Source organism: Hyphomicrobium sp. 99 (genome assembly GCF_000384335.2).
Lineage (GTDB): Bacteria > Pseudomonadota > Alphaproteobacteria > Rhizobiales > Hyphomicrobiaceae > Hyphomicrobium_B.
Window position 1 is genome coordinate 349128 of sequence record NZ_KQ031382.1, and the last position, 26521, is coordinate 375648.

The following is a 26521-nucleotide window of genomic DNA, read 5'->3' on the forward strand; positions in this document are numbered from 1 at the left end:
GACGAGGCGCCCGCCTCGTCGCCGTCACGCCAGGCTCATTCATCCCACCTCACCACCCGATGCCGCTCAAATGCGGCGCTCCGTGGAGTTCTTTTTCAATGAAGCAAATGAAGCTCGAGGATTTGAAGCGGAAATCCCCCGCCGAGCTCGTCACCTTTGCCGAAGAGGCCGGTGTCGAGAACGCCTCGACCCTGCGTAAGCAGGAATTAATGTTCGCAACGCTTAAGCAGCTCGCGACCCAAGAAACCGAAATTACCGCGACCGGTGTCGTTGAAGTCCTGCAGGACGGCTTCGGCTTCCTAAGGTCGCCAGACGCCAACTATCTGCCGGGCCCCGATGACATCTACGTCTCGCCCTCGCAGATCCGCCGCTTTGCCCTCCGTACCGGTGACACCGTTGAAGGCCAGATCCGGTCGCCGAAAGATGGCGAACGCTACTTCGCCCTCCTGAAGGTCTCGAACATCAACTTCGAAGACCCAGAGAAGGCCAAGCACAAGAGCCACTTCGACAACCTGACGCCGCTTTATCCGACCCAGTGGTTGAAGCTCGAAATCGAAGACCCGACCATCAAAGACCTGTCGTCCCGCGTGATCGACATCGTCTCGCCGCTCGGCAAAGGCCAGCGTGCCCTGATCGTCGCTCCGCCGCGCACCGGCAAGACGGTGCTTCTGCAGAACATCGCGCACTCGATCACAGCCAACCATCCGGAATGCTATCTGATCGTCCTGTTGATCGACGAGCGGCCGGAAGAAGTCACCGACATGCAGCGCAACGTCAAAGGCGAGGTGATCTCCTCGACATTCGACGAGCCGCCGTCACGCCACGTCCAGGTGTCGGAGATGGTCATCGAGAAGGCTAAGCGTCTTGTTGAGCATAAGAGGGATGTCGTCATCCTGCTCGACTCGATCACGCGTCTCGGTCGTGCCTACAACACGGTCGTTCCGTCTTCCGGCAAGGTTCTGACCGGCGGCGTCGACTCGAACGCCCTGCAGCGCCCGAAGCGCTTCTTCGGTGCAGCCCGCAACATCGAAGAAGGCGGCTCGCTGACCATCATCGCGACGGCGCTCATCGATACCGGCTCGCGCATGGACGAAGTGATCTTCGAAGAGTTCAAGGGTACCGGCAACTCGGAAATCATTCTGGACCGCAAGGTCTCCGACAAGCGCGTCTTCCCGGCGATCGACGTATCGCGCTCGGGCACACGCAAAGAAGATCTGCTCGTCCCGAAGGATCAGCTCAAGAAGGTCTACGTCCTCCGCCGCATCCTCAACCCGATGGGCACGATGGACGGCATCGAGTTCCTGATCGACAAGCTCCGGTCCACCAAGACCAACGGCGAGTTCTTCCAGTCGATGAACACGTAATCCACTGAAAAAAGATTCACGTGAAATAGGCCGCTCGCAAGGGCGGCCTTTTTTGTTGCTGAGAGCCTCGCAATCTCGCATCGCGTGGAGCGAGGGCTACGGCCTGTCATCCCGGGCGAGCCATCTTGCGAGACCCGGGACCCACCTTCGTTGCGGTCCAGGGTCCCGGCTCTAGCAGCCACAACCAACGTCATGCCGACGGAGGTCGGCACCCAGACAAGCTTCAACAAGTTCGGTGGATGCGTTCAGTTCCGGACCGACCGCGCGCACTTAAAAAATGCGCTGATCGTGGCCGCGGATCCCGCCTGCGCCGGGATCACGACAGATAGGGCAACCCCCTGCCCGACATAACAGAAAACGAAGTTTGCGACTGTGAGCTAGCTTCGAAACCCGATCACTCCGCTGCGTGCAGGATCTGGTCGCGGGCTTCCTGCGCCGGCGTCTTGGCGGCAGCCATCTTCTTATATCGCTCAGGCTCGCCCTTGCCGGGCTCGTAGTAGAACGGCAGCAGCAGCTGCTCGACGTAGCCCTTCGGGAAATTCGGCAGTTCGTCGACGCCCAAATCCTTGGACGTGATCTCACGCTTCGGCTTGTCGCTGAAGGTCCCGAGCATCTTGTCCCAGATTGTCAGAAGCAGACCGAAATTGCAGTCGCCTTCCGTGCCCCAGTTTACGTGGTGCATGTGATGCAAGCGGCCGATCGACAGATGTCCCTGCAGCGGCCCAAGCCGCGCATCGACATTCGAATGCTGCACGATCAGCGTGACCGAGATCAAGAACCCGAGCACCACCGCAACCGGCACAGGCATGCCGATGATCACGAGCGGCATGTTGCCGACGACCATATCGATGGTCTGATGGATGGGATGGCGAATGACGCCGTTGTAGCCATAGAGCCGGCCGACACCGTGATGGACCGCATGCAGCCTCCACAGCGGCGCATAGCGATGGCTCAAGTAGTGCATCATCATGAAAGCGAAGTCGGCGACGACAAACGCAATCAGCACTTGCGTCCACATCGGCCAGTGCGTTGGCCAAATTCCCTGGAACGGGAAGATCCAGCAGATGACCGGGATCAGGAACACGCCATTCATCGCCGACAATTCGTAGACGGCGATGTGCGCGGTGTTCGTGGCCATGTCGCCATGTTCGTGGTGGTCGTTCCACTCATCGAAGAACGGCGCGATTTTTTCGGCTGCGAATGAGGTTGCATAGGCCGTGGCCAGCAACGGAATGAGCCAGAGATATGCCCACTGATTTCCGCGGGCTACGACCAGTTCGCTCACGACCCAGTAGGCGGCGAACGTCAACCCGAACATCATAAAGGGGGCGTAGCCGTATCGGACGACTTCACGAAGAGTTTTCATGCGGCGGCCTTTCTACCCAACCTCTATATCGCTCGGAGGCTGTTTCAGCCAAGCGTTTGAACTCTGAGACGTTTCAACGCGGTAAAGAGACATCAAAGAGATTCATTCTGCAATTCGTGCCGCGCGCAACCGCGCGAGAAATTCATCTGCGTCCTGCAAAGGTGCACTGCACGTTGGCCCAACGCACACGTAAGCCGTTGATTTGCCGTCTATGCTCGTTTTCCCTGCAAGCGGAGATTGGCTGCTCACACTGGGAGCCGCCGCGGAAATGAACTCCACGTCCCCCGGTAACGAGATCCGGTGCAGCGCTGATGCGAGATAATTGTCGCGGCCAATCACAGCAATCTGAACCAGACGATCCAAATCGAGTTCCGCAGCCAGAAGACCGCAGTGACCGGTTGGACTTCGCGCCACTGCTCCGGAAAAAGCATTTACCAACTGCCGGGCCCGGTCGTCGTACCGGCTCTCCCCGGTAAGCGCCGCAAGCGCGATCAGGTTCGAAAGCTGGATGGCATTGGCGCTGGGAACAGCGTCGTCCGACGCCGACTTGAGGCGGACGACGACATCCGTCGTATCGTCGGCCGCTGTGAAATAACCTGCGCCTTCACTGTCCCAATAATGTTGATCGAGGACATCCGCCCAGCGCTGGGCTTGAGCGAGATAGCTTTCCGATTGCGTCGCGCTGAACAGCCGAAGCGCCGCCCAGGTCATGTTCGCATAATCGGATGCCGTGGCCGGCGCCTTTGCTAGACCCGCGCGATACGAATGAAAGAGACGATCACCTCCGGCCGAGAGCTTCGTCGTGATACACGTGAATGCTCTCTCGGCGAGCGTCAGCCATTCCGGTTTTTGAAATACGACCGCGGCACGCGCGAGTGCGGCGATCATCAGCCCGTTCCAATCGGCGAGCATCTTGTCATCCCAGCCAGGACGAACCCGCGATGCACGTCGCTCAAGAAGCTTCGCCCGCATCTCAGCGAGACGCGCTTCCTCATCTTCCGAAAGCATCGCCAGCGAGTCGAGACGATTGAGGATCGTATGGCCTTCAAAATTGCCGTCTGTCGTCACGCCATAGACGCGTGAGAAGAACGCTGCATCATTCGCGCCGAGAACCTCCGCGATTTCCGCCGCGCTCCAAACGTAGAACTTGCCTTCTTCGCCTTCGCTGTCGGCATCGAGAGAAGCCGCGAACCCGCCAGCTTCACCGATCATCTCACGCTCGAGCCAAGCGACAGTCTCGGCGATGCGGATCTTGAAGAGAGGCTCCTGCGTCTCCCGCCAAACCTCCGTCATGAGATCGATCAAGAGCGCGTTGTCGTAGAGCATCTTCTCGAAGTGCGGGACGAGCCAGAGTTCATCAACCGAATAGCGCGCGAAACCGCCGCCGAGATGATCGAAGATTCCGCCCTGCGCGATATGGCGAAGCGTCGTGACAACAGCGTCTTTCGCAATCTTCTCGTCGTAGCGAATGGCGCCGCGCCATAGGAGCCAGAAGATATTCCATTGCGGAAATTTCGGCGCACCGGAGAGACCACCATGTTCGCGATCAACCGCGCGCGCGATGCGCTGAACAAGATCGCGAACATCGGGTTTCGGCGCCGCGCGATCGCTCGCAGCACTATCATCCTTCAACGAAGCAATGAGCGCTTCGGTATTCTTGCGCACATTGTCGGGCTGATTTTGATAAGCCTCCGAGATGCGGAGAAGAACGGTCACGAATGCCGGACGCCCGTATCGTGATTCACGTGGAAAGTAGGTGCCGCCCCAAAACGGTTTCGCCTCGCTGTCGAGAAACATCGTCAACGGCCAACCGCCCTGCTCGCCAAGCCGATGCAGCGCGCCCATGTAGATCGCGTCGATATCGGGACGCTCTTCGCGATCGACTTTGATGTTGATGAAGAGGCTATTCATCACCTCCGCGGTCGCGGGATCTTCAAAGCTCTCGTGCGCCATCACGTGACACCAGTGGCACGCTGCGTACCCGACGGAGAGCAGGATCGGCTTTCCCGTTCGCTTCGCTTCAGCGAGTGCTTCCGGTCCCCAAGCCCACCAGTGCACCGGGTTGTCCCGGTGCTGCAAAAGATAGGGGCTCGTCTCGAACTTCAGGCGATTTTCGCTCAATTGGCACACTTGTGACGTTAGGTTGGTCTGCGGGATGGAGTTGCGGCCCGCGGCGTCTACGAGTACGCGAAGCAAATGAACGAGGCTTCAACGATCTTCGCGCTTTCGAGCGCACCGGGACGCGCCGGCATCGCGGTCATTCGCGTATCTGGCCCCTCCGCGCGCAACGCGCTCGAATTGATGACGGGACCCTTGCCGGAACCGCGCTTCGCTGCCTACCGCACCATCAAGCATCCAACGTCCGGCGAAGCGCTCGATAGAGCCGTTGTCGTCTGGTTCGCGGCACCGAAAACGGAAACAGGCGAGGATGTCGTCGAGTTCCAGGTCCATGGAAGCCGCGCCGTCGTCTCGGGCGTGTTATCGGCGCTGGGCGAGATCGCCGGATGCCGGCTCGCCGAGCCCGGCGAATTTGCCCGTCGCGCATTCGAAAACGGCAAGCTCGATCTCGCGGAAGTCGAAGGTCTTGCCGACCTGATCGAAGCGGAAACCGACGCCCAGCGCCGGCAAGCTCTGGCACAGACGTCAGGCTCGCTTTCAAAACTCTACGACGGCTGGCGGTCGCGCTTGATCGAGATCGCGGCGCTGGTCGAGGCCGCCATCGACTTTTCCGACGAAGGCGACGTTTCGCTATCGGCTTTCAACGAAGCGCGAAAACGCGCGGGAATTCTGCAAAGGGAGATCGCCGCGCATCTCGATGACGGTCATCGCGGCGAGATTCTGCGCGAAGGGTTTCGGGTTGCGCTGCTCGGCGCTCCAAATGCTGGGAAGTCTAGCCTGCTGAACGTGCTGGCCCGCCGCGACGCGGCCATCGTCTCAGCCGAGGCGGGAACCACGCGCGACGTCATCGAAGTCCGGCTCGATCTCGCAGGCCTCCCCGTCATCGTCTCCGACACGGCCGGCATCCGCGAAGCCTCAAGCGACGTCGAACGCGAAGGCATCCGGCGCAGCCTCGCTGCCGCCCGCGACGCCGACCTCGTGCTGTGGCTGACGGAAAATACTGAATCGATTCCGCAACTTAATTTTTCACGTGAAACAAGTCTTGTAATCCGTTCCAAACAGGATCTTGAATTTGATTCCCAGTTCAAAGGCTTAGCGGTTTCGGCCAAAACAGGCGCCGGCATCGACCAGCTCGTCGCCGAGATCGCAAAACGCGCGACCGAAGCCGTCGGCTCTGCGACCGAACCGGCGCTCACCCGCGCCCGTCACCGGGAAGCACTGGAAAATGCCCTGGATGATATCGGCGCCTTCGTTAACGGCCACGCCGAGTTCCTCGAACTTCGGGCGGAAGACGTGCGGCGCGCGGCTCAGGCGCTGGGCCGGATTACCGGCCGGGTGGACGTCGAGGACGTCCTTGACCAAATTTTCAGTCGATTCTGCATCGGCAAGTGAGTCCAAAAGGTTTCACGTGAAATGATTCCCGGATTCGCAAGCCCCTATTTTTAAGACTCCTGTGGGCAACGTCCGTCGACATACCGCCTTTTGCGCGCTCCCCGGATGCGCTAGGTCCCAGGTCATGATCAATGCCATGAACAGCACGTATGACGTCATTGTTGTGGGCGGCGGCCACGCCGGAACCGAAGCAGCAGCCGCTGCGGCGCGAATGGGCGCGCGGACGGCGCTCGTCACCCACGCCTTTGCGACAATCGGCGAAATGTCATGCAATCCGGCCATCGGCGGCCTCGGAAAGGGCCATCTGGTCCGCGAAATCGACGCCCTTGATGGCCTGATGGGCCGGGTGGCGGACGCCGCGGGCATCCAATTCCGGCTCTTGAACCGCTCGAAGGGCCCCGCCGTACACGGTCCCCGCACCCAGGCCGACCGCAAGCTCTACCGCCAGGCCATGCAGGCCGAAATCGCCGCGATCCCGAACCTGGACGTCATCGAAGGCGGCGTCGAAGACCTCATCGTTAACGACGGCCGCGTCCAGGGCGTCATTACCGCCGACTGCCGCGAGCTGCAGGCGGGCGCCGTGGTTTTGACGACCGGCACCTTCCTGAACGGCCTCATCCATATGGGTGAGCAGAAAATTCCCGCAGGCCGAGCTGGCGAAGCGCCCGCCCTCAAGCTCTCCGACCGCCTCTACGGCCTCGGGCTGAAACTCGGCCGCTTGAAGACCGGTACCCCAGCGCGCCTCGACGGCAAATCGATCGACTGGTCGGGCCTCGAGATGCAAAAGGCGGACGACGATCCGGTGCCGTTTTCGTTTCTGACCGAAGCTGTGACGACTCCGCAGATCGCCTGCGGGATCACGTACACCAACGAAGCGACGCACGAGATCATTCGGGCAAATCTGGCCCGTTCGCCCATGTATTCCGGGCAAATCGAGAGCATTGGCCCGCGCTATTGCCCGTCGATCGAGGACAAGGTCGTGCGATTCGCCGATCGCTCGGCGCATCAAATTTTCCTCGAGCCCGAAGGCCTCGATGACGACACGATCTACCCGAACGGCGTCTCGACCTCGCTGCCGGTCGAGGTTCAGGAAGCCTTCCTGAAAACCATGCCGGGGCTGGCAAACGTCATTATCAAGCGCCCGGGCTATGCCATCGAATACGATTACGTCGATCCGCGCGAGCTGAGCCCGGGCCTCGAGGTCAAGCGGATGCCGGGCCTCTTTCTGGCCGGTCAGATCAACGGCACGACCGGTTACGAGGAAGCCGCAGCCCAAGGCCTTCTTGCGGGCATCAACGCCGCCCTGACGGCAAGCCAAACTTCGCGCGATTCAACCTCTAGTGATTCACGTGAAACGGATTCACGTGAAACAGCGGCCGCGAATGTCGAGGATTCACGTGAAACGTATGCCATTTCGCGCACTTCGGGCTACCTGGGCGTGATGGTCGACGACCTCATTACCCGGGGCGTTTCCGAACCCTATCGGATGTTCACTTCGCGGGCTGAATTCCGGTTGAAGCTCCGCGCCGACAATGCCGACCAGCGCCTGACGCCGGAAGGCATCGCCCTCGGCTGCGTGGGCCCCGAGCGCCGCCGGAAGTTCGAGGCAAAAGCCAAAGCCCTGGCTGACGGCCTGGATCTCCTGAACCAGCTCTCGCTGACGCCGACCGAAGCCGCCCGCCACGGCCTCACTGTCAATCGCGACGGTCGCCGCCGTAGCGCCTTCGACTTGTTGGCTTTTCCGGAAATCTCTCTCGATCGTCTGAAATCAGTCTGGCCCGAGATCGGCAACATCGCGCCTGGGATCGCTGCCCAGCTCGAGGTCGATGCCCGCTACGCCGCCTATCTCCGCCGCCAGGACGAGGATGTGGCCCAGCTGAAGCGGGACGAGGCGGTCCGCATCCCGGATGACTTCGATTATGCGGCCATTCCGAGCCTTTCGGCCGAGATCCGGCAAAAGCTTACGCACCATCGTCCGGCGACGATTGCCCAGGCGGGCCGGATCGAAGGCATGACCCCCGCGGCGCTTTTGACCCTGCTCGCCCGCCTCAAAGCCGCCAAGAGCGGCAAAAGCGATCGCAAGAGCGCCTAGAGCATTTTCAAGCAAAGTGGGCACCGGTTTGCGTAAAGAAAATGCGATGAAACAAAGAGACATGGCCCCGGCCCGCATTGATACTCCGGAAGAATTTCAGCGCCGCTTCGGAATTTCACGCGAAACCCGTGAAAAGCTGGAGACTTACGCCGCGCTTCTGAAGCGGTGGCAGAAAACCATCAACCTCGTCGCCCCGAGCACGCTCGACGAGATCTGGCATCGCCATTTCGCCGACAGCGCCCAGCTCTGGAGGTACCGTCCGGAAAACGCCCGAACCTGGCTAGATCTTGGGTCCGGCGCTGGTTTTCCCGGTCTCGTCCTGGCGATCATGGCGTCCGAAACCGGGGGCACCCGCCACATTCTCGTCGAGAGCGACAGCCGGAAGGCCGCTTTTCTGCGGGAGGTCGCCCGCGAAACCCGCGTTGCTGTGGACATTCTGTGCATGAGGATCGAAAATGCCGAGACTCACGCTAAGGTAGGCAAGGCCGACTGCGTTACTGCGCGCGCTCTTGCTCCACTCTCTCGGCTGGTCGAGATCGCGGCACCTTATTTTGCGTCTTCTACGCTTGGCATGTTCTTGAAGGGCCGCGAGGTCGCGACCGAAGTCGAGAACGCAGCTCAAGATTGGCAGTTTGCCTTTGAGCTGATTCCAAGCGTTACGGAAGAGGCCGGCCGTGTTGTGTTGCTCAAAGCGTTGAACCCAAGGATGGAGGGATAAACCCGTGGCCGGCTACGTATCAGGCACGGGCGGTGCGAACGCGGGGCCGCGGATCGTTGCTGTCTCCAATCAGAAAGGCGGCGTCGGCAAAACGACGACCGCGATCAATCTTGGCACCGCGCTGGCAGCCGTCGGCGAACGGGTTCTCATTCTCGACCTCGACTCGCAGGGCAACGCCTCGACCGGGCTCGGCATCGACATCGAGCAGCGCTTCAAGACGACGTTCGACATTTTGACCGGCAACGCTGCGATCCTCGAAACCGTCCTGAAGACGGCGGTTCCGAACCTTTTCGTCGTGCCCGCAAACAGCGATCTCGTGGGCATCGATGCCGCTCTCGCGACTGACCAGAACAAGGCGTTCAAGCTTCGTGACGCGATCACCGCGATGATCGGACATCAGCGCGCACGCGATGCCGATCAGCATTTCACGTATGTCCTGATCGACTGCCCGCCGTCGCTCAATCTTCTGACGCTGAATGCCATGTCCGCGGCGCACGCGGTTCTGGTACCGGTCCAGTGCGAGTTCTTCGCACTCGAAGGTATTTCGCAGTTGAAGGATTCCATCGAGCAGATCCGCGCGACGCTCAATCCGCGTCTCGAGATCCAGGGCGTCGTCCTGACGATGCATGATGGGCGTACATCGCTGTCGCGCGAGGTCGCCGACAACGTTCGCGCCTTCTTCGGCAACAAGGTCTACGACACGGTCATCCCGCGCAACACGCGCATCGCCGAGGCGCCGTCGCACGGGAAGCCCATCCTTCTCTACGATTACGATTGCGCCGGCAGCCAAGCCTATATCCGGCTTGCGACCGAAATCATGGAACGCGAACGGCGCTACAAGGCCGCCTAAGAATCGCGAACACCCGAATTCACTGGGGTTTTGCAGCTATAAACTGACAAGCAGGGGACGAAGAAGCAGATGAATTCCGTAGTGCCGAAGAGCCGCCTGGGCCGTGGCCTTGCCTCTCTCATCGGAGATCCGGCACCCCTCGGACATCGCCTTCCACCCGAAGGCGAACAGCGCATGGTCTCGATCGCCGAAGTCAAATCGAGCCCGCTCAACCCGCGTAAGGATTTCCGCGACGACGAACTCGCGGAACTGGCGGAATCGATCCGCACCAAAGGTCTCGTCCAGCCGATCGTCGTGCGGCCGAACGGCATGTCGGGCGGCTACGAAATCGTCGCTGGCGAACGCCGCTGGCGCGCAGCGCAGAAGGCCGGGATGCATACGATCCCGGTGATCATCCGCGAGCTCAGCGACCGCGAAGTCCTCGAGCTGGCGATCATTGAGAACGTCCAGCGCCAGGACTTGAACGCCATCGAAGAGGCCTCGGGCTATCGCGAACTCGTCGAGCGCTTCGATTACAGCCAGGAGCAGCTCTCCGAAATCATCGGCAAGAGCCGAAGCCACGTCGCCAACACGCTCCGGCTTTTGAAGCTGCCGACGGGTGTCCAGTCGCTGGTCCAGCAGGGTCAGCTCACCGCCGGTCACGCCCGCGCCCTCATCGGCCGCGCCGATGCAGAGACGCTGGCGAAAAAGATCATAGACGACAGCCTGAACGTCCGCGACGTCGAAGCGCTCGTCCAGCAGACCTTCGGCGAAGAGGGCCCGACCGGCGGCAACCGGCGCGCCCGCGACAAGGATGCCGATACGAAAGCCTTTGAGAAAGAACTGACCGATCTCTTAGGGCTCAAGGTCGAAGTCCGCCGCGGATCGGGCGAAACCGGCACCCTCACGATCCGGTACGGCAACTTCGACCAGCTCGACTACATCCGCCAACGCCTTGGCGGAGGTTGAGTTTTTAAGCTTTTTATCGCAATTCTGAAGCCGCCGCTTGACGCTCTCGCGGCGACTTGATGCTGTGCGGGCCGAAAGGCTCGGGCGCTCGAGCCCAACTGCACGAGACACAAACATGAGTGAAGAGAACACGTTGGAGCGTCTTGCCGCGCTCATCCACTCGCGGCGTTCCGATATGAGTGGAAAGTCATATACATCTCAACTGCTGACCGCCGGGACCGAGCGCTGCGCCAAGAAGTTCGGCGAGGAAGCGGTGGAGGCAGTTATCGCTGCGATGGGAACCGATACGGCGGCGCTCAAGGCCGAAGCGGCCGACGTGCTCTATCATCTTCTCGTGCTGCTTGAATCTCGCAACGTCTCTCTCGAAGAAATCCTGAAGGTTCTCGACGGCCGCATGGGCACATCGGGACTGGAAGAAAAGGCTTCCCGCAGCAGAGGCACATCGTGAAAACACGCGCCGCTCCTCGTACGAAGGCGAAGGCGCAAGTGCAGCTGCAGGCGCGTGAGGAAGCGCGCCGTCCCGAAAGTGTCCCCTTCTCTCCCTACCGGGTCTTCACGCGTGAGGAGTGGGCGAGGCTTCGCGCCGATACGCCGATGACGCTGAAGTCGAATGAGCTCGAGCAGCTCTCCGGCATCATCGAAGAGCTGTCGGTCGACGAGGTCGAGCAGATCTATCTGCCGTTGTCGCGCCTTCTCAATCTCTACGTCGCAGCCGCTCAGAAGCTGCATTCGGTCAGCTCAGAGTTCCTTGGCCGCAAAGATACGAAAGTCCCTTTCATCATCGGCGTTGCGGGGTCCGTCGCCGTCGGAAAAAGCACGACGGCACGTGTGTTGCGCGCGCTTCTGGCGCGTTGGCCGGACCATCCGCGTGTAGACCTGATGACGACCGATGGCTTTCTCTATCCCAATGCCGAGCTTCAACGCCGCGGCTTGATGGAGCGCAAAGGCTTCCCCGAAAGCTTCGATACCGAGCGCCTTTTGCGCTTTTTGGGTGACGTCAAATCCGGCGTGTCGAGAGTGGGGGCGCCCGTTTATTCGCACTTCCAATACGACATTCTTCCGGGCCAGGAAGTGTATGTCGAGCACCCCGATATCCTCGTGATCGAAGGCTTGAATATTCTCCAGCCTGCCGAAATGCCGAAAGACGGTAGCACGATCCCATTCGTGTCCGATTTCATTGACTTCTCGATTTATATCGACGCTGATCCGGCCGTGATCGAGAAATGGTATTTGACCCGTTTCATGCGCTTGAGAAGCACCGCGTTTCGCGACCCCGGCGCCTACTTCCACAAATATGCGGCGCTCGCACCCGATGAGGTGCGCCGCGTCGCGCTGAAGCTATGGCGCGAGATCAACCTGAAAAACCTCGAAGAGAACATTCTTCCGACGCGCCGACGCGCCCAGTTGATTTTGCAAAAGGGCGAAAGCCATCGCGTCGAGGTGGCGTCACTTCGCAAGCTCTGAGCTCTCTTTCAGGTGAAATGCCAAAAAAAATGGGCCGCCTGGGGAAGCGGCCCATGAGTGATCACAGGAAGGCTCAGATATCGAATTGTCAGAATGGATCGTGTTTGCGCAAAGGGCTCAGCGACCCGGCTGCATCGCCTGAGGCGATTGCTCGGAGGAAAGCCCCGCCGCGGCCGGCGTGCTCCCCCGAAGGTCTTTTGAAAGCTCGATGCGCGTCTTCAACGTAAAGACTTTGTATTTATCGCGCAGGCGGCGGATCGCCGATGGGTTTGAATATCCCATCAACCGTATAGCGGTGGTTGGTCTCAATTCCGGATGTACCCTCAGCAACTCGTCCAGCCGTGCAATACGGTCGCTATCATCGATGCCGGTACCTTTCGGGCGGCCGCGGCGAATGGGAGAGTGAAGCATTTTGAGCGAACCTCGAAACGAAGCGATTCGTTGATTTCGAGATTGCGGGATTACATTCGCCAATTCCAGGGAGAATAAATTCGAGACCCAATTGGACTCGTTTCACCCCCTATACATTCTCCTTCTGAGCGCCATTCAGTCAGAATTGATATTTCGGAATTTCCGGAATCGGCGTCTGCAACAACCTTTCGGCCTATGAAATGATGCCGTGCTGCTTCGCGAATTCGGCGAGCGAAATGGACGGCCGGGCGCCGATGTGGCTGATAATTTCGGACGCCGCGAGGCTCGCGAGCTTTCCGGCGATTTCCAGATTTAATCCCTTCGCATATCCGAATAGGAATCCGGCCGCATATAAATCGCCCGCACCCGTCGTATCGACGACGGTTTCGACCGGAAATGCCGATATCGTTATCGATTGATCGCCGGAATGAATCTCGGAGCCTTTTCCGCTGCGCGTGAGCACGGCGAGTTTCGCGTCTTCTCGCGCATTTTCAGCCGCAACTTCGAACGAGTCCGTTTGATAGAGAGATTTGATCTCCGATTCATTGGCGAAAAGAATGTCGATGCCTGAGCGAATGAGTTCGAGGAATTCACCGCGATGACGATCGACGCAAAAACCATCCGAAAGTGTAAGCGCAGTTTTACGCCCGGCACGTTTTGCAGCTTGCAGTGCCGACCGGAATGCCGCCTTCGCTTGCGGCTCGTCGAACAAATATCCTTCGAGATAAAGAATGGATGCAGCGCGTATCATTTCCAAATCGAGCTGCATTTCGCCCAAGCTCGTCGAAATGCCGAGGAACGTATTCATCGTGCGCTCGCCGTCGGGCGTCACGAGAATTAGAGAGCGCGATGTCGGCGCGCCGTTCGAAACGACGGGTGCATCGAACGCTACGCCGATCGAGCGAATGTCGTGAGAAAAGACTTTTCCGAATTCGTCGTCCGCAACGGTTCCGATGAATGCCGCGCGTCCGCCGAATGAGGCAATGCCGGCAATGGTGTTGGCTGCCGATCCGCCCGAAATCTCAATGCCGGGTCCCATCGTCGAATAGATTTTTTTGATTTCTTCGGCATCGACGAGACGCATACTTCCCTTCGTCACGCCGACGTCGGCGAGAAAGGCATCGTCACATCGCCCAATGATATCGACGATCGCGTTACCGATCCCGATCACGTCGTAACGCGCGTCAGTCATTGTCGTCCCCCTTGCCATTTGCGCAGGCACTATAGGGACGCAAGAAGCCGTCGCAAGCTGTGCGCTAGCGGCCGCCCGCCGCAGCCGAGGACATCGCTGCCATCGATGCGAGCGCCAAAATCAAGCGCTCGGCGACGACGTCCTCCAAGCTCGACGTGAGACGCGCCGTCTTGGCCGCTTCTGCAATGCGCCGAAGCGCCTGATCGAGCTGTCCCCGCGACCAGCTGCGCACCTGGCGGCCGAAGCTGTCTTTCTGCTTGAAGAACAACGGCGGCCGAATGGATTTGAGCGCATCGTCGAGACGCAAGCCTCCATCCACATCGCTTCTGACACGATGCAGCTTCAGGAAGTATCTCTGCACGATCAGGATGATCACCTGCGCATTTTCGCCTGACGCGAGAGCCCGGCCGAAATCGCTGATCGCATCTTTCGTGCGTCCTTCGGCGACGGCTTCAGCGATGCGTTCGAGCGCCAGCCCAGCCGCATCTCCAACCAGGTTTTCGACATCCTCGTGCGTGATCGAAGGCCGCCCCAGGCAAAAAAGTGCGAGCTTCTCAATCTCGGCTCGCGAAAGCGCGCGATCGGCGCCAAGTCGGCTTTGGAGCAAGGCGCGCGCGTCCCCCTCGATCTTCAACGAGAACGATGCAAGGACTTCGGAAATCAATGTGTCGATGTCCGCGGCGCTGTCGGGGTAGCAGGCAACGGCGAAGCACCCGGCCTGGGATTCAAAAAGAGATCGAAGACTGTCATCCGCTTTGAGATTGCCCGCTTCGACAACCAGCAGGCCCTCGAGCGGCCCTGACGTGAGAAGCGGCTTCAAGAGTGCGGTCGAAACGCGCCGGCTTGCGATCGCGCGGACGATCCGGCGGCCTGAAAACATGGGACGCGTCTGCAACTCGGTTTCGAGGCGCCCAGGGTCCTCGTCGAGTTCCGTTTCGTCGATCTTCAGGATTTCGCCGGGAGGGTTCTGTCGGGCCGCCAAGCTTTTCGCAAGCGCCGCCGCCCGCTCGCTCACCAGACCCGGATCGGACCCATGAAACAGCGCGGCCGCCAGATCAGCAGGCGGCGCCTTCATGAAGGCTGGGGCTTGTTGTGGTTTGACGGCGACCATCAAGGTGCTCTTCCAGGGCTGAAACCCTGAATACCAGAGCTACACGTTCCCGGTCGACAAAACTGCAAGCAGCCGCGTTTGGATCTCTTGGCCAACTGTCTCTGCTGCCCGGTTTTCAGCGTTCTGCCGGGCTTCGACGTTGGCGAAGATCGACGACACGCGATCGAACGAAGCGCGGCCGTAGCTCGTGCCCTTCGCAACCACTTTCTTGTCGGACAATCGGATGAGGCTGTAGGACGCGTCGACGCTGTAGATCTGGCTACCCGCGTTTCCGTCCACGGCAACGAGCATCGACGTGACGGATTCGCGGATGGCGATGTCGAGACGGTACTGCGGCGGTTTAGGAGAGCCACCGCCGGTCGTCTGGTAAATCAGCTCGTTGCGGATGCGCTGTCCGACACGACCCGGAATGGGCGCGACATCGACGGTAGCCAATCGCTCCGTGACGGCCGCGCCATTGATCAGCGCCGAGCCGTAGAGAGGCCGGAAACCACCGTCGCCACAACCCGCCAACGCTGAAAGGGCAATGAAGGCTGAAGCTGCAAAGAGCCCGCGCGCAACCGTCAGGCTGCACGTGCCTCGTCCCCCAAACCGCCCCTCAACCAACGACATTCACGATCCTCTGCGGAACGACGATCACTTTTTTCGGAGGCCGTCCGTCCAACGCACGCACCACCGATCCAAGCTGCAAGGCCGCCGCTTCAACTTCCTCCGATTTCGCACTGCGCGAAATCACGAGTTCGTCCCGTCGCTTACCATTAACCTGTACGGCAATGGTGACTTGATCGTCAACGAGCAGGTCGGGTTCTGGCGCTGGCCAAGGTTCATTAGCGACCAGCGTGTTGTATCCGAGCCGCGCCCAGCATTCTTCAGCCAAATGCGGCATCATCGGGCCGATCATCAAAACAAGAAGCTCGCCGGCCTCCCGAACGGCCCAGGCAACATCCGGTCCCCGCTTGGATAAACCCGATTGGAGAACATTGGAGAACTCGTGGATGTTCGCCACCGCCACGTTGAAACGCAGCGATTCGATGGCTCGGCCAACGGCGTCCAATGCCCGGTGCGCGGCTTTGCGAACTTCCAGGGCCTCCGGGCCGAACGAAGCCGGTTTCGGGCCTTTTTCGCCCGGATACGTTTCGGCAATCTCCTCAATGATTCGCCAGACACGCTGGATGAAGCGCCCCGCGCCCGCAACGCCGGCTTCCGTCCAGATGACGTCGCGCTCCGGCGGGCTGTCCGACAGCATGAACCAGCGCGCGCAATCGGCGCCGTAATGGGCGATGATGTCGTCGGGGTCCACGAGGTTTTTCTTGGACTTCGACATCTTTTCAATGCCGCCGATCGCGGCAGGACGGCCCGTCGAAATCTCGATAGCCCGGCGATTGGCGCCCTCGCCTTCGAACCGGATGTCGCTCGGCAAGAGCCACACCCCGTCCTCGGACTTGTAGGTCTCGTGGGTCACCATGCCCTGCGTGAAGAGCGCAGCGAACGGCTCCCGCGTGTTCGTCGCGAATGACAAGTGCCCGGTGTCGCACATCGCGCGCACGAAAAACCGCGAATAGAGAAGGTGCAAAATCGCGTGCTCGATGCCGCCGATATACTGGTCGACCGGCAGCCAATAATGCGCGGCATCGACATCGACTGGCGTCTTGGCCTCGGGCGCCGTGAAGCGAACGAAGTACCAGGACGAATCGACGAACGTATCCATCGTGTCGGTTTCGCGAACCGCCGGCTCACCGCAGATCGGGCAGTTGACGTGCTTCCACGTCGGATGCCGGTCGAGCGGATTGCCCGGCTTATCGAACGTCGCGTCTTCCGGCAGTTCGATCGGCAAGTCCTTCTCGGGAACAGGCACGGGCCCGTGCGTCTTGCAGTGAATGATCGGGATCGGACAGCCCCAATAGCGCTGCCGCGAGATGCCCCAATCGCGAAGCCTGTAATTGACTTTTCTGGTGCCCTGGGGCCGCGATCCGAGCGTCTGCTTTTCGAGACGCTTCGCCGCTTCGTCGAAGGCAGCAGAGGTCGAAAGCCCGTCGAGGAAACGCGAATTGATCAACGTGCCGTCGTCGACGTAGGCCTTGTTGGTCAGCTCGAATGTCTCGGCGTTTTCGCCAGGCGGCAGGATCACGGGGACGACGGGAAGATCGTAGCGGCGCGCGAAATCCATGTCGCGCTGGTCGCCGGACGGGCAGCCGAAGATGGCGCCCGTGCCGTAATCCATCAGCACGAAATTGGCGACGTAGACCGGCAGCTCCCAGCTGTCGTCGAACGGATGCACGGCGCGAATACCCGTGTCGTATCCGCGCTTTTCAGCGGATTCGATATCGGCGACGGAGGTGCCCATGCGGCGGCATTCTTCGCAGAACTCGGCGAGCTTCTGATCCTTTTCAGCGGCCGCTTTCGCGAGCGGATGGTCTGCCGCAACAGCAAGAAATGACGCGCCAAAGAGCGTGTCGGGCCGCGTCGTATAGACTTCGAGCTCGCTGAAATCTTTCGGTGCCGTCTTCTGATCGAGAGCCCACCGGACGAGCATGCCTTCCGAGCGGCCGATCCAGTTCGCCTGCATCAGGCGAACCTTCTCCGGCCAGTTGACGAGCGTATCCAGATCGCTCAGCAGCTCATCGGCATAGTCGGTGATCTTGAAGAACCATTGGGTCAACTCACGCTGCTCGACGAGCGCGCCGGATCGCCAGCCGCGTCCGTCGATCACCTGCTCGTTGGCGAGAACGGTGTGATCGACCGGGTCCCAATTGACCTTCGAAGACTTGCGGTAGGCGATCCCCTTTTTCAGGAAATCGAGAAACAGCTTCTGCTGATGCTTGTAGTAGCTCGGCGAGCACGTCGCGATCTCGCGCGACCAGTCGAGCGACAAACCCATCGATTTGAGCTGTCCACGCATTGTGTCGATGTTCGCATAAGTCCAAGCGCCGGGATGGACTTTGCGCTCCATCGCCGCGTTTTCCGCCGGCATGCCGAAGGCATCCCAGCCCATGGGGTGCAGCACGTTGAAACCGCGAGCCCGCTTATAGCGCGCGACGACGTCGCCCATCGCGTAGTTGCGGACATGGCCCATGTGGATGCGGCCCGAGGGATACGGGAACATCTCGAGCACGTAGGATTTCGGGCGATTGGGATCTTCCGAGGCGCGAAAGATCTCGCCCTTCTCCCAGACGGATTGCCAGTGTTTTTCGCGCTCGGCCGCGTTGTAACGTTCAGTGGCCATGGGGCCTTGGATCTCGTTCAAGAATTCGTGGAAAGCCGTAAAGAGCCCGAATGGTAAAGCGGGTCAAGAGCCTTGCGAATTTCAAATAGCGTGGAGTCATGCGCGGCATCTCGACCGCATATTTACCAAGATGACAAGGATCGCCCGAATTGTGGTCAGGCAGCAGGAAAGGGTTGAAATCCATGCTCATTGCTTTTCAGCAGGTCGAGAAACCTCACGTTGATGTAGAGGACCTCGCGTCCGTCCTTACGCTGCAGGAGCACGTCTGCCGCCGCGAGCTCCTTTAAATATTTTGCCGCGATATTGCGGCTCGCTATGCCGCTGGCGACCACGTCGCCCGTACGACAGTAGGGCTGGGTGAAAAGAAGTTCGACCAACTCGCGACTATAAATGCGCGGCTGACGCAACTTCACATGGCGCACGGTCTCCTCCATCAAAGCTTTGACTGCTTCGATTTTCTCGGTAGTCCAACGAGCGGTGAATTGGACTGCTTCGAGCATGAACAGGATCCATGGCTCCCAGTCACCGTTGGTAGTCACACCCGTCAGCAGGCGATAATAGCTGTCGCGGTTCGCGTTGATGTACTGACTCAAATACAGGATCGGCAGATCAAGCCGCTTTTGATCAATCAGATAGAGGATGTTTAACGCCCGTCCGGTGCGGCCGTTGCCATCCGGAAATGGATGAATGGCCTCGAATTGATAGTGGCCGATGGCCATGCGGATTATGGGATCGATGCCGTTATCTTCGTGCAGATATTGTTCCCAATTGCGGAGTTTTTCGTTGATGACGGCGGCCCCTTCAGGCGGCGTATAGATGACTTCATCCGTCGCATGGTTCCTGAGAGTCGTGCCGGGGACCGCGCGCACGTCGAGGTCATAGCCCTTGATTGTGCGGCAGAGCGTAAGAGCTGTCTGCACCGTCAGAGGCCGGATCTTGAGATTGTCGAAACCGTTGCGAAGCGCGGTTCTGTAGCGAAGGATCTCGCGGGTCGAGGGATCGGCGTGCTCATCGTTGGCACTCGCGAAACGGAAGAGTTTGTCGTTGGTCGTAACGATGTTCTCGATAGCCGAGCTGTCCTTGGCTTCACGCAACGGAATGCTGTTGATCAGCACATCCTGGTTGGGAATGCGCTTTGCAGCCTGGCGTAATCCTTCGAGCTGGCGCGTCGCTTCGATGCATTTCTTGAGTACGGCCTTGGTTTCGATGTCCTCAGCGGGCGGAAGCAGGGGCAGGTCATTGAAGGGAATTTTCGGATCGAACTTGGTCGCCATAACGTGCCCCATTTAGGCACAAATCAGTGCATGTTGGAGTTTTATGCCCTTGAGCAGCGCGTGTCGAGGCTAATATGCACTAACAAATATAAAAACGGTGCATGTTCTGCTTAACATGCACCGCCTTAGGGACCGTATTCCAGAATGTGCACTAAGATATGATAAATTAGTGCATATTAGTAGCAGCAGCTCTAGCACGTATGCGCGCTGGCGCCTGCTTCTGCGACGGACTGATCTTGCACGCCGCTGCCACCGGAAACGCCGATCGCGCCGATCACTTCGCCCTTCGAATCCTTCAACGGAATGCCGCCGGCAAAGATCATGACGCGGTCGTGGTTGGAAACATGGATGCCGAAGAACTGGTCCCCCGGCTGGCTATTCTCGGCCAGTTCCTTCGTCGAAATGTTGAAGGCCCGGGACGTGAACGCCTTGTTGATCGCAATGTTGATGGATCCGAGCCATGCGCCGTCCATGCGGATGTGCGAGATCAAGTTCGCGCCTTCGTCCACCACAGCGATGTTCATGGGCTGACCGATTTCTTTAGCCTTTTTTTCTGCAGCGTCGATGATGCGGCGTGCGTCGGCGAGTTTCAGCATAGGGGATGCTCCTCGAGTTTCAGTCTAAGGTTAGGGGAGTGAAAATGACGGTTAGCGAAGTCGGATTTGTCGATCCGGGCCTTCTATATGGAAAGCCCGCGCGGAATTGCGACACTTGTTCCTCGTGGGCGGGAATGTCTATGGGAAAGGCTTGAGACCAACGAGGAACGCGCGTGCAACAGAACGACTATCAGGAAAGCGCAGTCGACAGGTTAAAGCGCGTAAACGACGAGATTGCTGCGGCCACGAAATCATCAGGCCGTAACGCGGACAGCGTTCAATTGGTTGCAGTTTCGAAAACTTTCGATGCCGAGGCCATCCGCCCGGTCATCGAAGCTGGGCAGCGGGTATTCGGCGAAAATCGCGTCCAAGAGGCCGAGCGCAAATGGCCGCCGCTCCGCGCCGAATTCCCTGACGTCAAACTGCACCTCATCGGCCCGCTGCAGTCCAACAAGGCGAAGGAAGCTGTCGCGTTTTTCGACGCCATCCACACCATCGATCGCGAAAAGATCGCCCGCGCCGTCGCCGACGAAATGGCCAAGCAAGGCCGCAGCCTCGATCTCTTCGTTCAGGTGAATACCGGCGAAGAGCCGCAAAAGGCCGGCATCATGCCGCGCGAAGCAGAAGCCTTCGTCGCGTTCTGCCGCCAGGATCTGAAACTCGATATCAAAGGCCTCATGTGCATTCCGCCGCTGGAGGAAGAGCCCGCAGTGCATTTCGCGTTCCTCGCGAAGCTCGCAAGCGAACTGGGCCTCAAAGGCCTCAGCATGGGCATGAGCGGCGATTTCGAAACCGCAATCGCCTTCGGCGCGACGCATGTCCGTGTGGGTTCGGCCATTTTCGGCGGTCGCTGATCCGTCTTTCCACGGCAATTTTGCTCGCAATCGCAGCGATGCGCGATCGCGGTGCTACGGTCCTCAAGTGATTCGCTCGAGGCTGTACCTCGAGGTGTGAGCGTTGACGCGCGCGAGGTAAACTCCACCATGACTTCATCTGCTCAGAAAAAAGATATCGCCGAGACTGAGGCCAACACCGCGGCTTCGGATGCAGCGAATGTCGCGCGCGCGGAAGTGCTCGAGCAGGCGAAACAGGAGGAAACCTCCAAAGCCAAGACTGCAGTATCGAAGCTCGAGAAGAATAAATCCGACGCGACGAATGCGGCGCGCAAAACCTGGCACGACTTTCAGGTTGAGGTCTGGATCACGAATTTCAATTCGTACGAATTCGGCTTCTGGAAGAAAGAGCGCAATCGCGGCAAGTCGCGTCAATTCACGACCGACATGGACATCTTCGCAGAGATCATCGAGAACGGTCAGCGCACCGGAGTTCTGGGCTATCGCAAGGAGCTCTGGAATGGCGCGACGGGTATGGACAAGCGTCTCGTCTTCAAGCTGTTCTCCGAGACTTTGAATTGGAAAGCCAGCATGGACATGATGCTGGGCCGCTCCATGCAGCAAACGCTCGCGGCCGGCGGCATGCCGGTGATGTCGTACTCCATCAACACGAGTCCCGACGATTACATCGTCTATCTCGAGCGTTCGGCGCACAAATGGCCGCTGATGCCTGAGAATTTCTCATTCTTCCTGATGGAAGGCGGCGAGCCGAAATTCTACAGGTTCCGGCGCGATTTCATCAATCTCGGTGGCGACTACACGCTCATCGATCAGCACGGCGAGCACGTCGGCCACATTGATGGCGCCATCTTCACCATCGGCGGCAGATGGCGTTGCAAAGTGCGTGGCGATCACGCCGATCCGCGGCTGCTGATGGTGATGAAGCTTTTCACCGGCATGATCGTCTTCAATGGCGGTGCTCGCCGCCACGTCAGGAAACTCGCGCGCGATATTCATGACGGGCGCCTGAAGCCCGACATTCAGCGTCAGGAAGCCGACCTCTATATGAACCCGCGCCGCATTCGCTAACAGTCGGCTTTACGGCGCGGATTGATGCGGGAAGCGGCGCGCCGCCGACTAGTAAATGGCAGGCACGTAAAGATCGTCGGGAACGGGCGCGCGACTATAGTCAGGATTATGCACGCGCTCCGGCAGCACGACGGACGCGCGCGGCACATCTTGGTACGGTATTTGGCTCAGCAGGTGATGAATGCAGTTGAGCCTCGCCCGCTTTTTGTCATCCGCATGGACGACCCACCAGCGCGCCTCGGGAATATGCGTATGCTCGAGCATCGCCTCCTTGGCCTTGGTGTAATCCTCCCAACGCCGCCGCGACTCGAGATCCATCGGCGAGAGCTTCCACTGCTTGATCGGATCATGGATCCGCATTTGGAATCGCAGATGCTGTTCGTCGTCGGAAATCGAGAACCAGTATTTGATGAGCGTGATTCCCGAGCGCACCAGCATCTTCTCGAATTCCGGAACTGTGCGGAAGAATTCCTCAAGATCGGACTCCGTGCAGAAACCCATGACGCGCTCGACGCCCGCGCGATTGTACCAGGAGCGATCAAAAAGCACGACTTCGCCGCCTGCCGGAAGATGCGGCACGTACCGCTGAAAATACCACTGTGAACGTTCCCGCTCGCTCGGCGCAGGCAATGCGACGACCCTGACGACACGCGGATTAAGTCGTTGCGTGATCCGCTTGATCACGCCACCTTTGCCGGCGGCGTCACGACCTTCGAAAATGACGACGACCTTGGCCCTGGTATTGACGACCCAATCTTGAAGCTTGATCAGCTCACGCTGTAACCGAAAGAGTTCCTTGAAATAGACTTGGCGATCGACGAGGCCTGCCGCGCCATCGCGATCATAGCCATCGAGCAACCGCTCAAGTCGCCCGTCGTCCATTTCCATTTCGAGTTCTTCGTCGAAACTGTCGGCAATTTCCGCTTCGATACGCGCCAAATTCGCCCGCTCGCTTTTTTCGTGCTCGTCGATCATTGCTCTATTACCTGCGCCGGAATTTCCCGCGATCTTTTCGCGAGCCAGATGACAATGCCGTGACAAGCCCCGGCGTAGGCGAAGCTTGCGGGTAGGCGTCGCTAGCGGAATTCTAAATGGGCAATGGATTGCGTTCAGTGAAGCCCGCTTGATGCCAATAGGGATAGGCTTTCGCTGTCTCGCTCGCTGCATCGAGCTTCTTGATTTGCTCGGCCGTGAGATTCCAGCCGATCGAACCGAGATTGTCCTTCAATTGCTGCTCGTTCCGCGCGCCGATGATAACGCTTGAAACGGTTGGACGATGGAAGAGCCAGTTGAGAGCGATCTGCGGAACGCTTTTTCCGGTTTCTTTCGCAATCTCATCGAGGGCATCGACAACTTTGAACACGTGCTCGTTCGGAACGGGCGGACCCTGCTCGGCCGTCTTGTGAAGACGACTCGTTTCCGGCAATGGCTGTCCGCGTCTGATCTTGCCGGTGAGACGTCCCCACCCGAGCGGGCTCCAAACGAGCGCGCCGATCCCCTGATCGAGTCCGAGAGGCATGAGCTCCCATTCGTAATCGCGGCCGACGAGCGAATAGTAGGTTTGGTTCGCGACATAGCGCGGATAGCCGTAGCGATCCGCAACCGCGAGCGACTTCATCAGATGCCAGCCCGAAAAATTCGATACGCCCACGTAGCGAATCTTCCCCTCACGGACGAGTTGGTCGAGCGTCGAAAGAACTTCCTCCGCCGGCGTTAAAGCGTCGAAGCCGTGCAGTTGAAAAATATCGATGTGATCCGTCTGCAGACGTTTCAGCGCTTGTTCGCACGTCTTCAAAAGATGGAAGCGTGATGATCCGACATTGTTCGGCTCATCGCCAAAACGGAACGTCGCTTTCGTTGAAATGAGAACCTTCTCACGGCGGCCCTTCAAGGCTTCGCCGAGCACGGTCTCGGAATTTCCGTTCGAGTAGATATCAGCTGTATCGAAAAGAGTGACGCCGGCATCCACGCAGAGATCGACCATGCGCCGGGCTTCTTTGACGTCGGTCGAACCCCAAGCGCTGAAAAATTCGCCCGAGCCGCCGAACGTCGCTGCACCGAAGCTCAAGAGTGGAACAGTTAATCCGGATGCGCCGAGCCGACGGTGTTCCATTGCGTTCCCCTGTCCATTTGATCGTTAATGAGGCGTCTGCATGCGGAGCGTTGCCGCAGCGGTGATGAAAAAAACGCCGGATACCACGTGAGAAATTGATCACATATCGGGGCGTTCCGTACGCAAACTTCACAATTTACTCGACCAAAGGTAGCGCACGGACCTTTCCGGCAATTGGTTTATTTGCCTTAACTTTTTAATAAATAAAAGCAAATCCCCACACGCGCGTCAGTTGTACCAAAATAAGACGATATGCCGCGCGTCGAATCCTCCCTTGTTTTCGCCCCATTACGACGCTTCGTGCGCCCCGTTTGTGAAGACAAGTGAAGGAGTAGTTAGTATGCGATTGAGTTTAATCGCAGTGGCGATGTGCTTGGCCTGGTTGGCCGGAATGACATCGGCAGAGGCACGCCCCTATCACGGTTACAAGGGTGACCGTTACGAGCGTACCCATAAGCATTCCGCTAGCAAGCGGCAGTACACAGCCCGCTACGCATCGCGTAGCCGCTCTTCTGTCCATCGTCAGTATTCACACCGTAGGTCTGGATCTGGTTACGCGTATCATTCGGGAACGCGTCGTCACTATGCCAATAGCGGCAGTGGCCGGCGTCATTACGCACAAGGCCGATCCTACAGCGGACGCAAATTTGCGTCGGCTGGCGGCGCCAGCCTTGGTGGCAAACCGCGCGCTTGGTGCGGTTGGTGGATGCGTACGCAGTTGGGCGGAGGTCCGGAATACAATCTCGCTGCCAACTGGAAGCACTATGGACGTCCGAGCGGACCGCAGGTCGGTGCCGTGGTCGTCTGGCCGCATCACGTCGGCATGATCACCGGCCGTTCATCCAACGGCCAGTGGATCGTCAAATCCGGCAACGACGGAAACGCAGTGCGTGAGCGGCCGATGTCGGTCGCCGGCGCCGTGTTCCGCGCGGGCTAATGGCAATATGGGCAGGTCGAGAAATCGGCCTGCTCATTTTCACGGAGTTGATTGAAAGCCGGAGGCAGCCGTTCGTTATTCCTGAATAGCCCACCCGATATGCTCCATTCCGCTATCGATATCGGCAAAAAATTATGGCCGGTGACGCTTATCGCTGTCGCCCGGCCATTTGGGTAGAAAGGGGCGCTGGTAGAGCGCCCGTTCGCCATTTGCATTTGCGTCCGAAGGCTAGGTGCCCAGTCCAGCGCTTCGGGACGCGAAATGGAATTAGGCGGCCTTCTTCTTTGCCGTCTTCTTGACTGCCTTCTTGACAGTCTTCTTAGCGACTGCCTTCTTGGCGACGGGTTTCTTGCGCTTCGCAACGGTCTTTGCTGCCTTAACTGCCTTAGCCATAGTTTTAGTCTCCCTCTAGGGTTCGAATCAGCTCGAACTTCCCAAACATGAGCAAATTCGAGAGCTTTGTAGACGGAGAAGTTTGAAATCGCGGGCAAAAAGGCGTTTATTAACGCAAACTGTTGCGCGAATGACTCAATTTTTCTTATTTTTCGACGCCTATTGGTCTTTCGACCGACTCGAAGACGCGAATTACGGCACTGCATTCATCGAGTTGCGCCGCAATTGAATCAATTTGAATTGCCCAATTCGCCCTCCAACCCGACTTCGCAATTATATTTCTGCTGCTCCTCGGAGGCGTTTCTGCAGATCGAGCGCAGAGTACAGGTACGTCATCGGCTCATCCAATAATTCACCGACCCACGACTGGTAGTCTGGCTCTTTTGGAATGATGTCGGCGATGACGGAGCCATCCTCGATCTTGATCTCAGCTCCATAATGACGAGCAATCGCTTGCATCTTTGCGTTATCGGGCAAGCACACGAGAATGAGATGGCGCAGTCCGCGATTACGTGCGGTGCGTATCACGCGGCCCATCAGCTGCGTCGCGATCCCGCGATTGACGAACGGCTTCTCGACCGAGAATGCAACCTCGGCTCCCGAGCCATGCATAAGATTGTCTGGACGCAATTCCGCGACGGCGCGCAATTCGCCTTCGACGAAATAACCGAACGTCACATTGCCGAAATCGCCGGCGTGCGAGGCATATCGCGTGATGAAATCATCTGAAACATCGTGACCGAAACGGCGGTGGCGCGCTTCCGGGTCGAGGCGATGCAAATGTTCGGCGAGCAAGTAGCTTTCGCTGGTCAACAGTCGCCGAACGAATCCAAGTTGCTCCTCGCTTGATCCATGGGCCTCTTTCAACATTCATCCAGTCTCCTCGTCATGCGCCGCGCCGCCGCGCGCTAAGCGCTTGTAACGTCCCTGAAAATGGGAATTTATCGGCCCGAAGCGAGAGGAAATGCTGCACAGCAGCATTGCGTTTTTAGGCGACGGATAACGCAGATCCCTGTGCTTCTCGCCCTCAAGCGAGC

The 26521-nt window shown here is 58.9% G+C and carries 24 protein-coding genes; 11 read left to right on the top strand and 13 right to left on the bottom strand.

Annotation, left to right across the window (positions count from 1 at the left end; all coding sequences use genetic code 11):
- Nucleotides 1–98 precede the first annotated feature (98 nt).
- A complete protein-coding gene (gene rho / locus G359_RS02050; RefSeq protein WP_045834775.1) occupies nt 99–1364 on the top strand; it encodes a transcription termination factor Rho in 1266 nt (421 codons plus the stop codon).
- A gap of 394 nt (nt 1365–1758) precedes the next feature.
- On the opposite strand, the gene G359_RS02055 is transcribed toward rho, so the two are convergent.
- Together G359_RS02055 and G359_RS02060 are read right to left on the bottom strand one after the other, a co-directional pair.
- Entirely contained in the window at nt 1759–2730 is a 972-nt protein-coding gene (locus tag G359_RS02055) for a sterol desaturase family protein (RefSeq protein WP_045834776.1), read from the bottom strand.
- Nucleotides 2731–2832: 102 nt separating this feature from the next.
- The gene (locus tag G359_RS02060) at nt 2833–4851 is read right to left on the bottom strand and encodes a thioredoxin domain-containing protein (protein ID WP_045834777.1); all 2019 of its coding nucleotides are present in this window, start codon (nt 4849–4851) and stop codon (nt 2833–2835) included.
- 75 nt (nt 4852–4926) lie between these two features.
- Here G359_RS02060 and mnmE point away from each other — a divergent pair, with 75 nt between their 5' ends.
- The 7 genes from mnmE to coaA all read left to right on the top strand — a co-directional run bounded on the left by mnmE (nt 4927) and on the right by coaA (nt 12312).
- On the top strand, nt 4927–6240 hold the full coding sequence (gene mnmE, locus G359_RS02065) for a tRNA uridine-5-carboxymethylaminomethyl(34) synthesis GTPase MnmE (RefSeq protein ID WP_045834778.1): 1314 nt from the start codon (nt 4927–4929) through the stop codon (nt 6238–6240).
- Between the two features lie 136 nt (nt 6241–6376).
- Nucleotides 6377–8332, top strand: coding sequence for a tRNA uridine-5-carboxymethylaminomethyl(34) synthesis enzyme MnmG (mnmG, locus tag G359_RS02070; protein WP_045837543.1), 1956 nt, complete (start codon nt 6377–6379; stop codon nt 8330–8332).
- A gap of 46 nt (nt 8333–8378) precedes the next feature.
- Nucleotides 8379–9050 carry a 16S rRNA (guanine(527)-N(7))-methyltransferase RsmG gene (rsmG, locus tag G359_RS02075; RefSeq protein ID WP_245279901.1) on the top strand — a complete coding sequence of 224 codons (672 nt, stop codon included), beginning with the start codon at nt 8379–8381 and terminating at the stop codon, nt 9048–9050.
- Nucleotides 9051–9054: 4 nt separating this feature from the next.
- On the top strand, nt 9055–9900 hold the full coding sequence (locus G359_RS02080; RefSeq protein WP_045834780.1) for a ParA family protein: 846 nt from the start codon (nt 9055–9057) through the stop codon (nt 9898–9900).
- Between the two features lie 69 nt (nt 9901–9969).
- Complete coding sequence (locus G359_RS02085) at nt 9970–10848, top strand: ParB/RepB/Spo0J family partition protein (RefSeq protein ID WP_045834781.1); 879 nt, start codon at nt 9970–9972, stop codon at nt 10846–10848.
- A 115-nt stretch (nt 10849–10963) separates the two neighbouring features.
- Complete coding sequence (locus G359_RS02090) at nt 10964–11296, top strand: phosphoribosyl-ATP diphosphatase (protein ID WP_045834782.1); 333 nt, start codon at nt 10964–10966, stop codon at nt 11294–11296.
- Nucleotides 11297–11334: 38 nt separating this feature from the next.
- Nucleotides 11335–12312: a type I pantothenate kinase gene (gene coaA / locus G359_RS02095; RefSeq protein ID WP_045837544.1), complete on the top strand. Its 978-nt coding sequence runs from the start codon at nt 11335–11337 to the stop codon at nt 12310–12312.
- Nucleotides 12313–12429: 117 nt separating this feature from the next.
- Here coaA and G359_RS20865 read toward each other — a convergent pair whose 3' ends face one another.
- The 7 genes from G359_RS20865 to G359_RS02130 all read right to left on the bottom strand — a co-directional run bounded on the left by G359_RS20865 (nt 12430) and on the right by G359_RS02130 (nt 20119).
- Complete coding sequence (locus G359_RS20865) at nt 12430–12723, bottom strand: hypothetical protein (RefSeq protein ID WP_045834783.1); 294 nt, start codon at nt 12721–12723, stop codon at nt 12430–12432.
- A gap of 193 nt (nt 12724–12916) precedes the next feature.
- Nucleotides 12917–13915, bottom strand: a complete 999-nt coding sequence (locus G359_RS02105; RefSeq protein WP_045837545.1) for an adenosine kinase — start codon at nt 13913–13915, stop codon at nt 12917–12919.
- Nucleotides 13916–13979: 64 nt separating this feature from the next.
- A complete protein-coding gene (gene holA / locus G359_RS02110; RefSeq protein ID WP_045834784.1) occupies nt 13980–15026 on the bottom strand; it encodes a DNA polymerase III subunit delta in 1047 nt (348 codons plus the stop codon).
- 39 nt (nt 15027–15065) lie between these two features.
- Nucleotides 15066–15638 carry an LPS assembly lipoprotein LptE gene (locus tag G359_RS02115; protein ID WP_052699149.1) on the bottom strand — a complete coding sequence of 191 codons (573 nt, stop codon included), beginning with the start codon at nt 15636–15638 and terminating at the stop codon, nt 15066–15068.
- Complete coding sequence (leuS, locus tag G359_RS02120) at nt 15625–18249, bottom strand: leucine--tRNA ligase (protein ID WP_045834785.1); 2625 nt, start codon at nt 18247–18249, stop codon at nt 15625–15627. The genes G359_RS02115 and leuS overlap by 14 nt, the downstream gene beginning before the upstream one ends.
- A 155-nt stretch (nt 18250–18404) precedes the next feature.
- Complete coding sequence (locus G359_RS02125; protein WP_082072760.1) at nt 18405–19523, bottom strand: Fic family protein; 1119 nt, start codon at nt 19521–19523, stop codon at nt 18405–18407.
- Between the two features lie 191 nt (nt 19524–19714).
- Nucleotides 19715–20119, bottom strand: coding sequence for a GlcG/HbpS family heme-binding protein (locus G359_RS02130; protein ID WP_045834787.1), 405 nt, complete (start codon nt 20117–20119; stop codon nt 19715–19717).
- Between the two features lie 173 nt (nt 20120–20292).
- On the opposite strand from G359_RS02130, the gene G359_RS02135 reads away from it, so the two are divergent.
- Both G359_RS02135 and G359_RS02140 read left to right on the top strand, forming a co-directional pair.
- Nucleotides 20293–20973, top strand: coding sequence for a YggS family pyridoxal phosphate-dependent enzyme (locus G359_RS02135; protein ID WP_045834788.1), 681 nt, complete (start codon nt 20293–20295; stop codon nt 20971–20973).
- A gap of 129 nt (nt 20974–21102) precedes the next feature.
- Complete coding sequence (locus tag G359_RS02140) at nt 21103–22041, top strand: hypothetical protein (RefSeq protein ID WP_045834789.1); 939 nt, start codon at nt 21103–21105, stop codon at nt 22039–22041.
- A gap of 48 nt (nt 22042–22089) precedes the next feature.
- On the opposite strand, the gene ppk2 is transcribed toward G359_RS02140, so the two are convergent.
- The gene (gene ppk2 / locus G359_RS02145; RefSeq protein WP_045834790.1) at nt 22090–23016 is read right to left on the bottom strand and encodes a polyphosphate kinase 2; all 927 of its coding nucleotides are present in this window, start codon (nt 23014–23016) and stop codon (nt 22090–22092) included.
- A gap of 112 nt (nt 23017–23128) precedes the next feature.
- Nucleotides 23129–24154: an aldo/keto reductase gene (locus G359_RS02150; RefSeq protein ID WP_045834791.1), complete on the bottom strand. Its 1026-nt coding sequence runs from the start codon at nt 24152–24154 to the stop codon at nt 23129–23131.
- Nucleotides 24155–24494: 340 nt separating this feature from the next.
- Here G359_RS02150 and G359_RS20690 point away from each other — a divergent pair, with 340 nt between their 5' ends.
- Nucleotides 24495–25091: a C40 family peptidase gene (locus tag G359_RS20690; protein ID WP_197077515.1), complete on the top strand. Its 597-nt coding sequence runs from the start codon at nt 24495–24497 to the stop codon at nt 25089–25091.
- A gap of 267 nt (nt 25092–25358) precedes the next feature.
- Here G359_RS20690 and G359_RS21010 read toward each other — a convergent pair whose 3' ends face one another.
- Both G359_RS21010 and G359_RS02160 read right to left on the bottom strand, forming a co-directional pair.
- A complete protein-coding gene (locus G359_RS21010) occupies nt 25359–25484 on the bottom strand; it encodes a hypothetical protein (protein ID WP_256363856.1) in 126 nt (41 codons plus the stop codon).
- Nucleotides 25485–25757: 273 nt separating this feature from the next.
- Nucleotides 25758–26354: a GNAT family N-acetyltransferase gene (locus G359_RS02160; RefSeq protein WP_045834793.1), complete on the bottom strand. Its 597-nt coding sequence runs from the start codon at nt 26352–26354 to the stop codon at nt 25758–25760.
- Nucleotides 26355–26521: the final 167 nt, after the last annotated feature.

Coding starts and splice junctions, on each gene's coding strand:
- rho (WP_045834775.1), top strand. CDS start 99: ATGAAGCAAATGAAGCTCGAGGATTTGAAGCGGAAATCCCCCGCCGAG.
- G359_RS02055 (WP_045834776.1), bottom strand. CDS start 2,730: ATGAAAACTCTTCGTGAAGTCGTCCGATACGGCTACGCCCCCTTTATG.
- mnmE (WP_045834778.1), top strand. CDS start 4,927: ATGAACGAGGCTTCAACGATCTTCGCGCTTTCGAGCGCACCGGGACGC.
- mnmG (WP_045837543.1), top strand. CDS start 6,377: ATGAACAGCACGTATGACGTCATTGTTGTGGGCGGCGGCCACGCCGGA.
- rsmG (WP_245279901.1), top strand. CDS start 8,379: ATGAAACAAAGAGACATGGCCCCGGCCCGCATTGATACTCCGGAAGAA.
- G359_RS02085 (WP_045834781.1), top strand. CDS start 9,970: ATGAATTCCGTAGTGCCGAAGAGCCGCCTGGGCCGTGGCCTTGCCTCT.
- G359_RS02090 (WP_045834782.1), top strand. CDS start 10,964: ATGAGTGAAGAGAACACGTTGGAGCGTCTTGCCGCGCTCATCCACTCG.
- G359_RS20865 (WP_045834783.1), bottom strand. CDS start 12,723: ATGCTTCACTCTCCCATTCGCCGCGGCCGCCCGAAAGGTACCGGCATC.
- G359_RS02105 (WP_045837545.1), bottom strand. CDS start 13,915: ATGACTGACGCGCGTTACGACGTGATCGGGATCGGTAACGCGATCGTC.
- holA (WP_045834784.1), bottom strand. CDS start 15,026: ATGGTCGCCGTCAAACCACAACAAGCCCCAGCCTTCATGAAGGCGCCG.
- G359_RS02115 (WP_052699149.1), bottom strand. CDS start 15,638: ATGTCGTTGGTTGAGGGGCGGTTTGGGGGACGAGGCACGTGCAGCCTG.
- leuS (WP_045834785.1), bottom strand. CDS start 18,249: ATGGCCACTGAACGTTACAACGCGGCCGAGCGCGAAAAACACTGGCAA.
- G359_RS02125 (WP_082072760.1), bottom strand. CDS start 19,523: ATGGCGACCAAGTTCGATCCGAAAATTCCCTTCAATGACCTGCCCCTG.
- G359_RS02130 (WP_045834787.1), bottom strand. CDS start 20,119: ATGCTGAAACTCGCCGACGCACGCCGCATCATCGACGCTGCAGAAAAA.
- G359_RS02140 (WP_045834789.1), top strand. CDS start 21,103: ATGACTTCATCTGCTCAGAAAAAAGATATCGCCGAGACTGAGGCCAAC.
- ppk2 (WP_045834790.1), bottom strand. CDS start 23,016: ATGATCGACGAGCACGAAAAAAGCGAGCGGGCGAATTTGGCGCGTATC.
- G359_RS02150 (WP_045834791.1), bottom strand. CDS start 24,154: ATGGAACACCGTCGGCTCGGCGCATCCGGATTAACTGTTCCACTCTTG.
- G359_RS20690 (WP_197077515.1), top strand. CDS start 24,495: ATGCGATTGAGTTTAATCGCAGTGGCGATGTGCTTGGCCTGGTTGGCC.
- G359_RS21010 (WP_256363856.1), bottom strand. CDS start 25,484: ATGGCTAAGGCAGTTAAGGCAGCAAAGACCGTTGCGAAGCGCAAGAAA.
- G359_RS02160 (WP_045834793.1), bottom strand. CDS start 26,354: ATGTTGAAAGAGGCCCATGGATCAAGCGAGGAGCAACTTGGATTCGTT.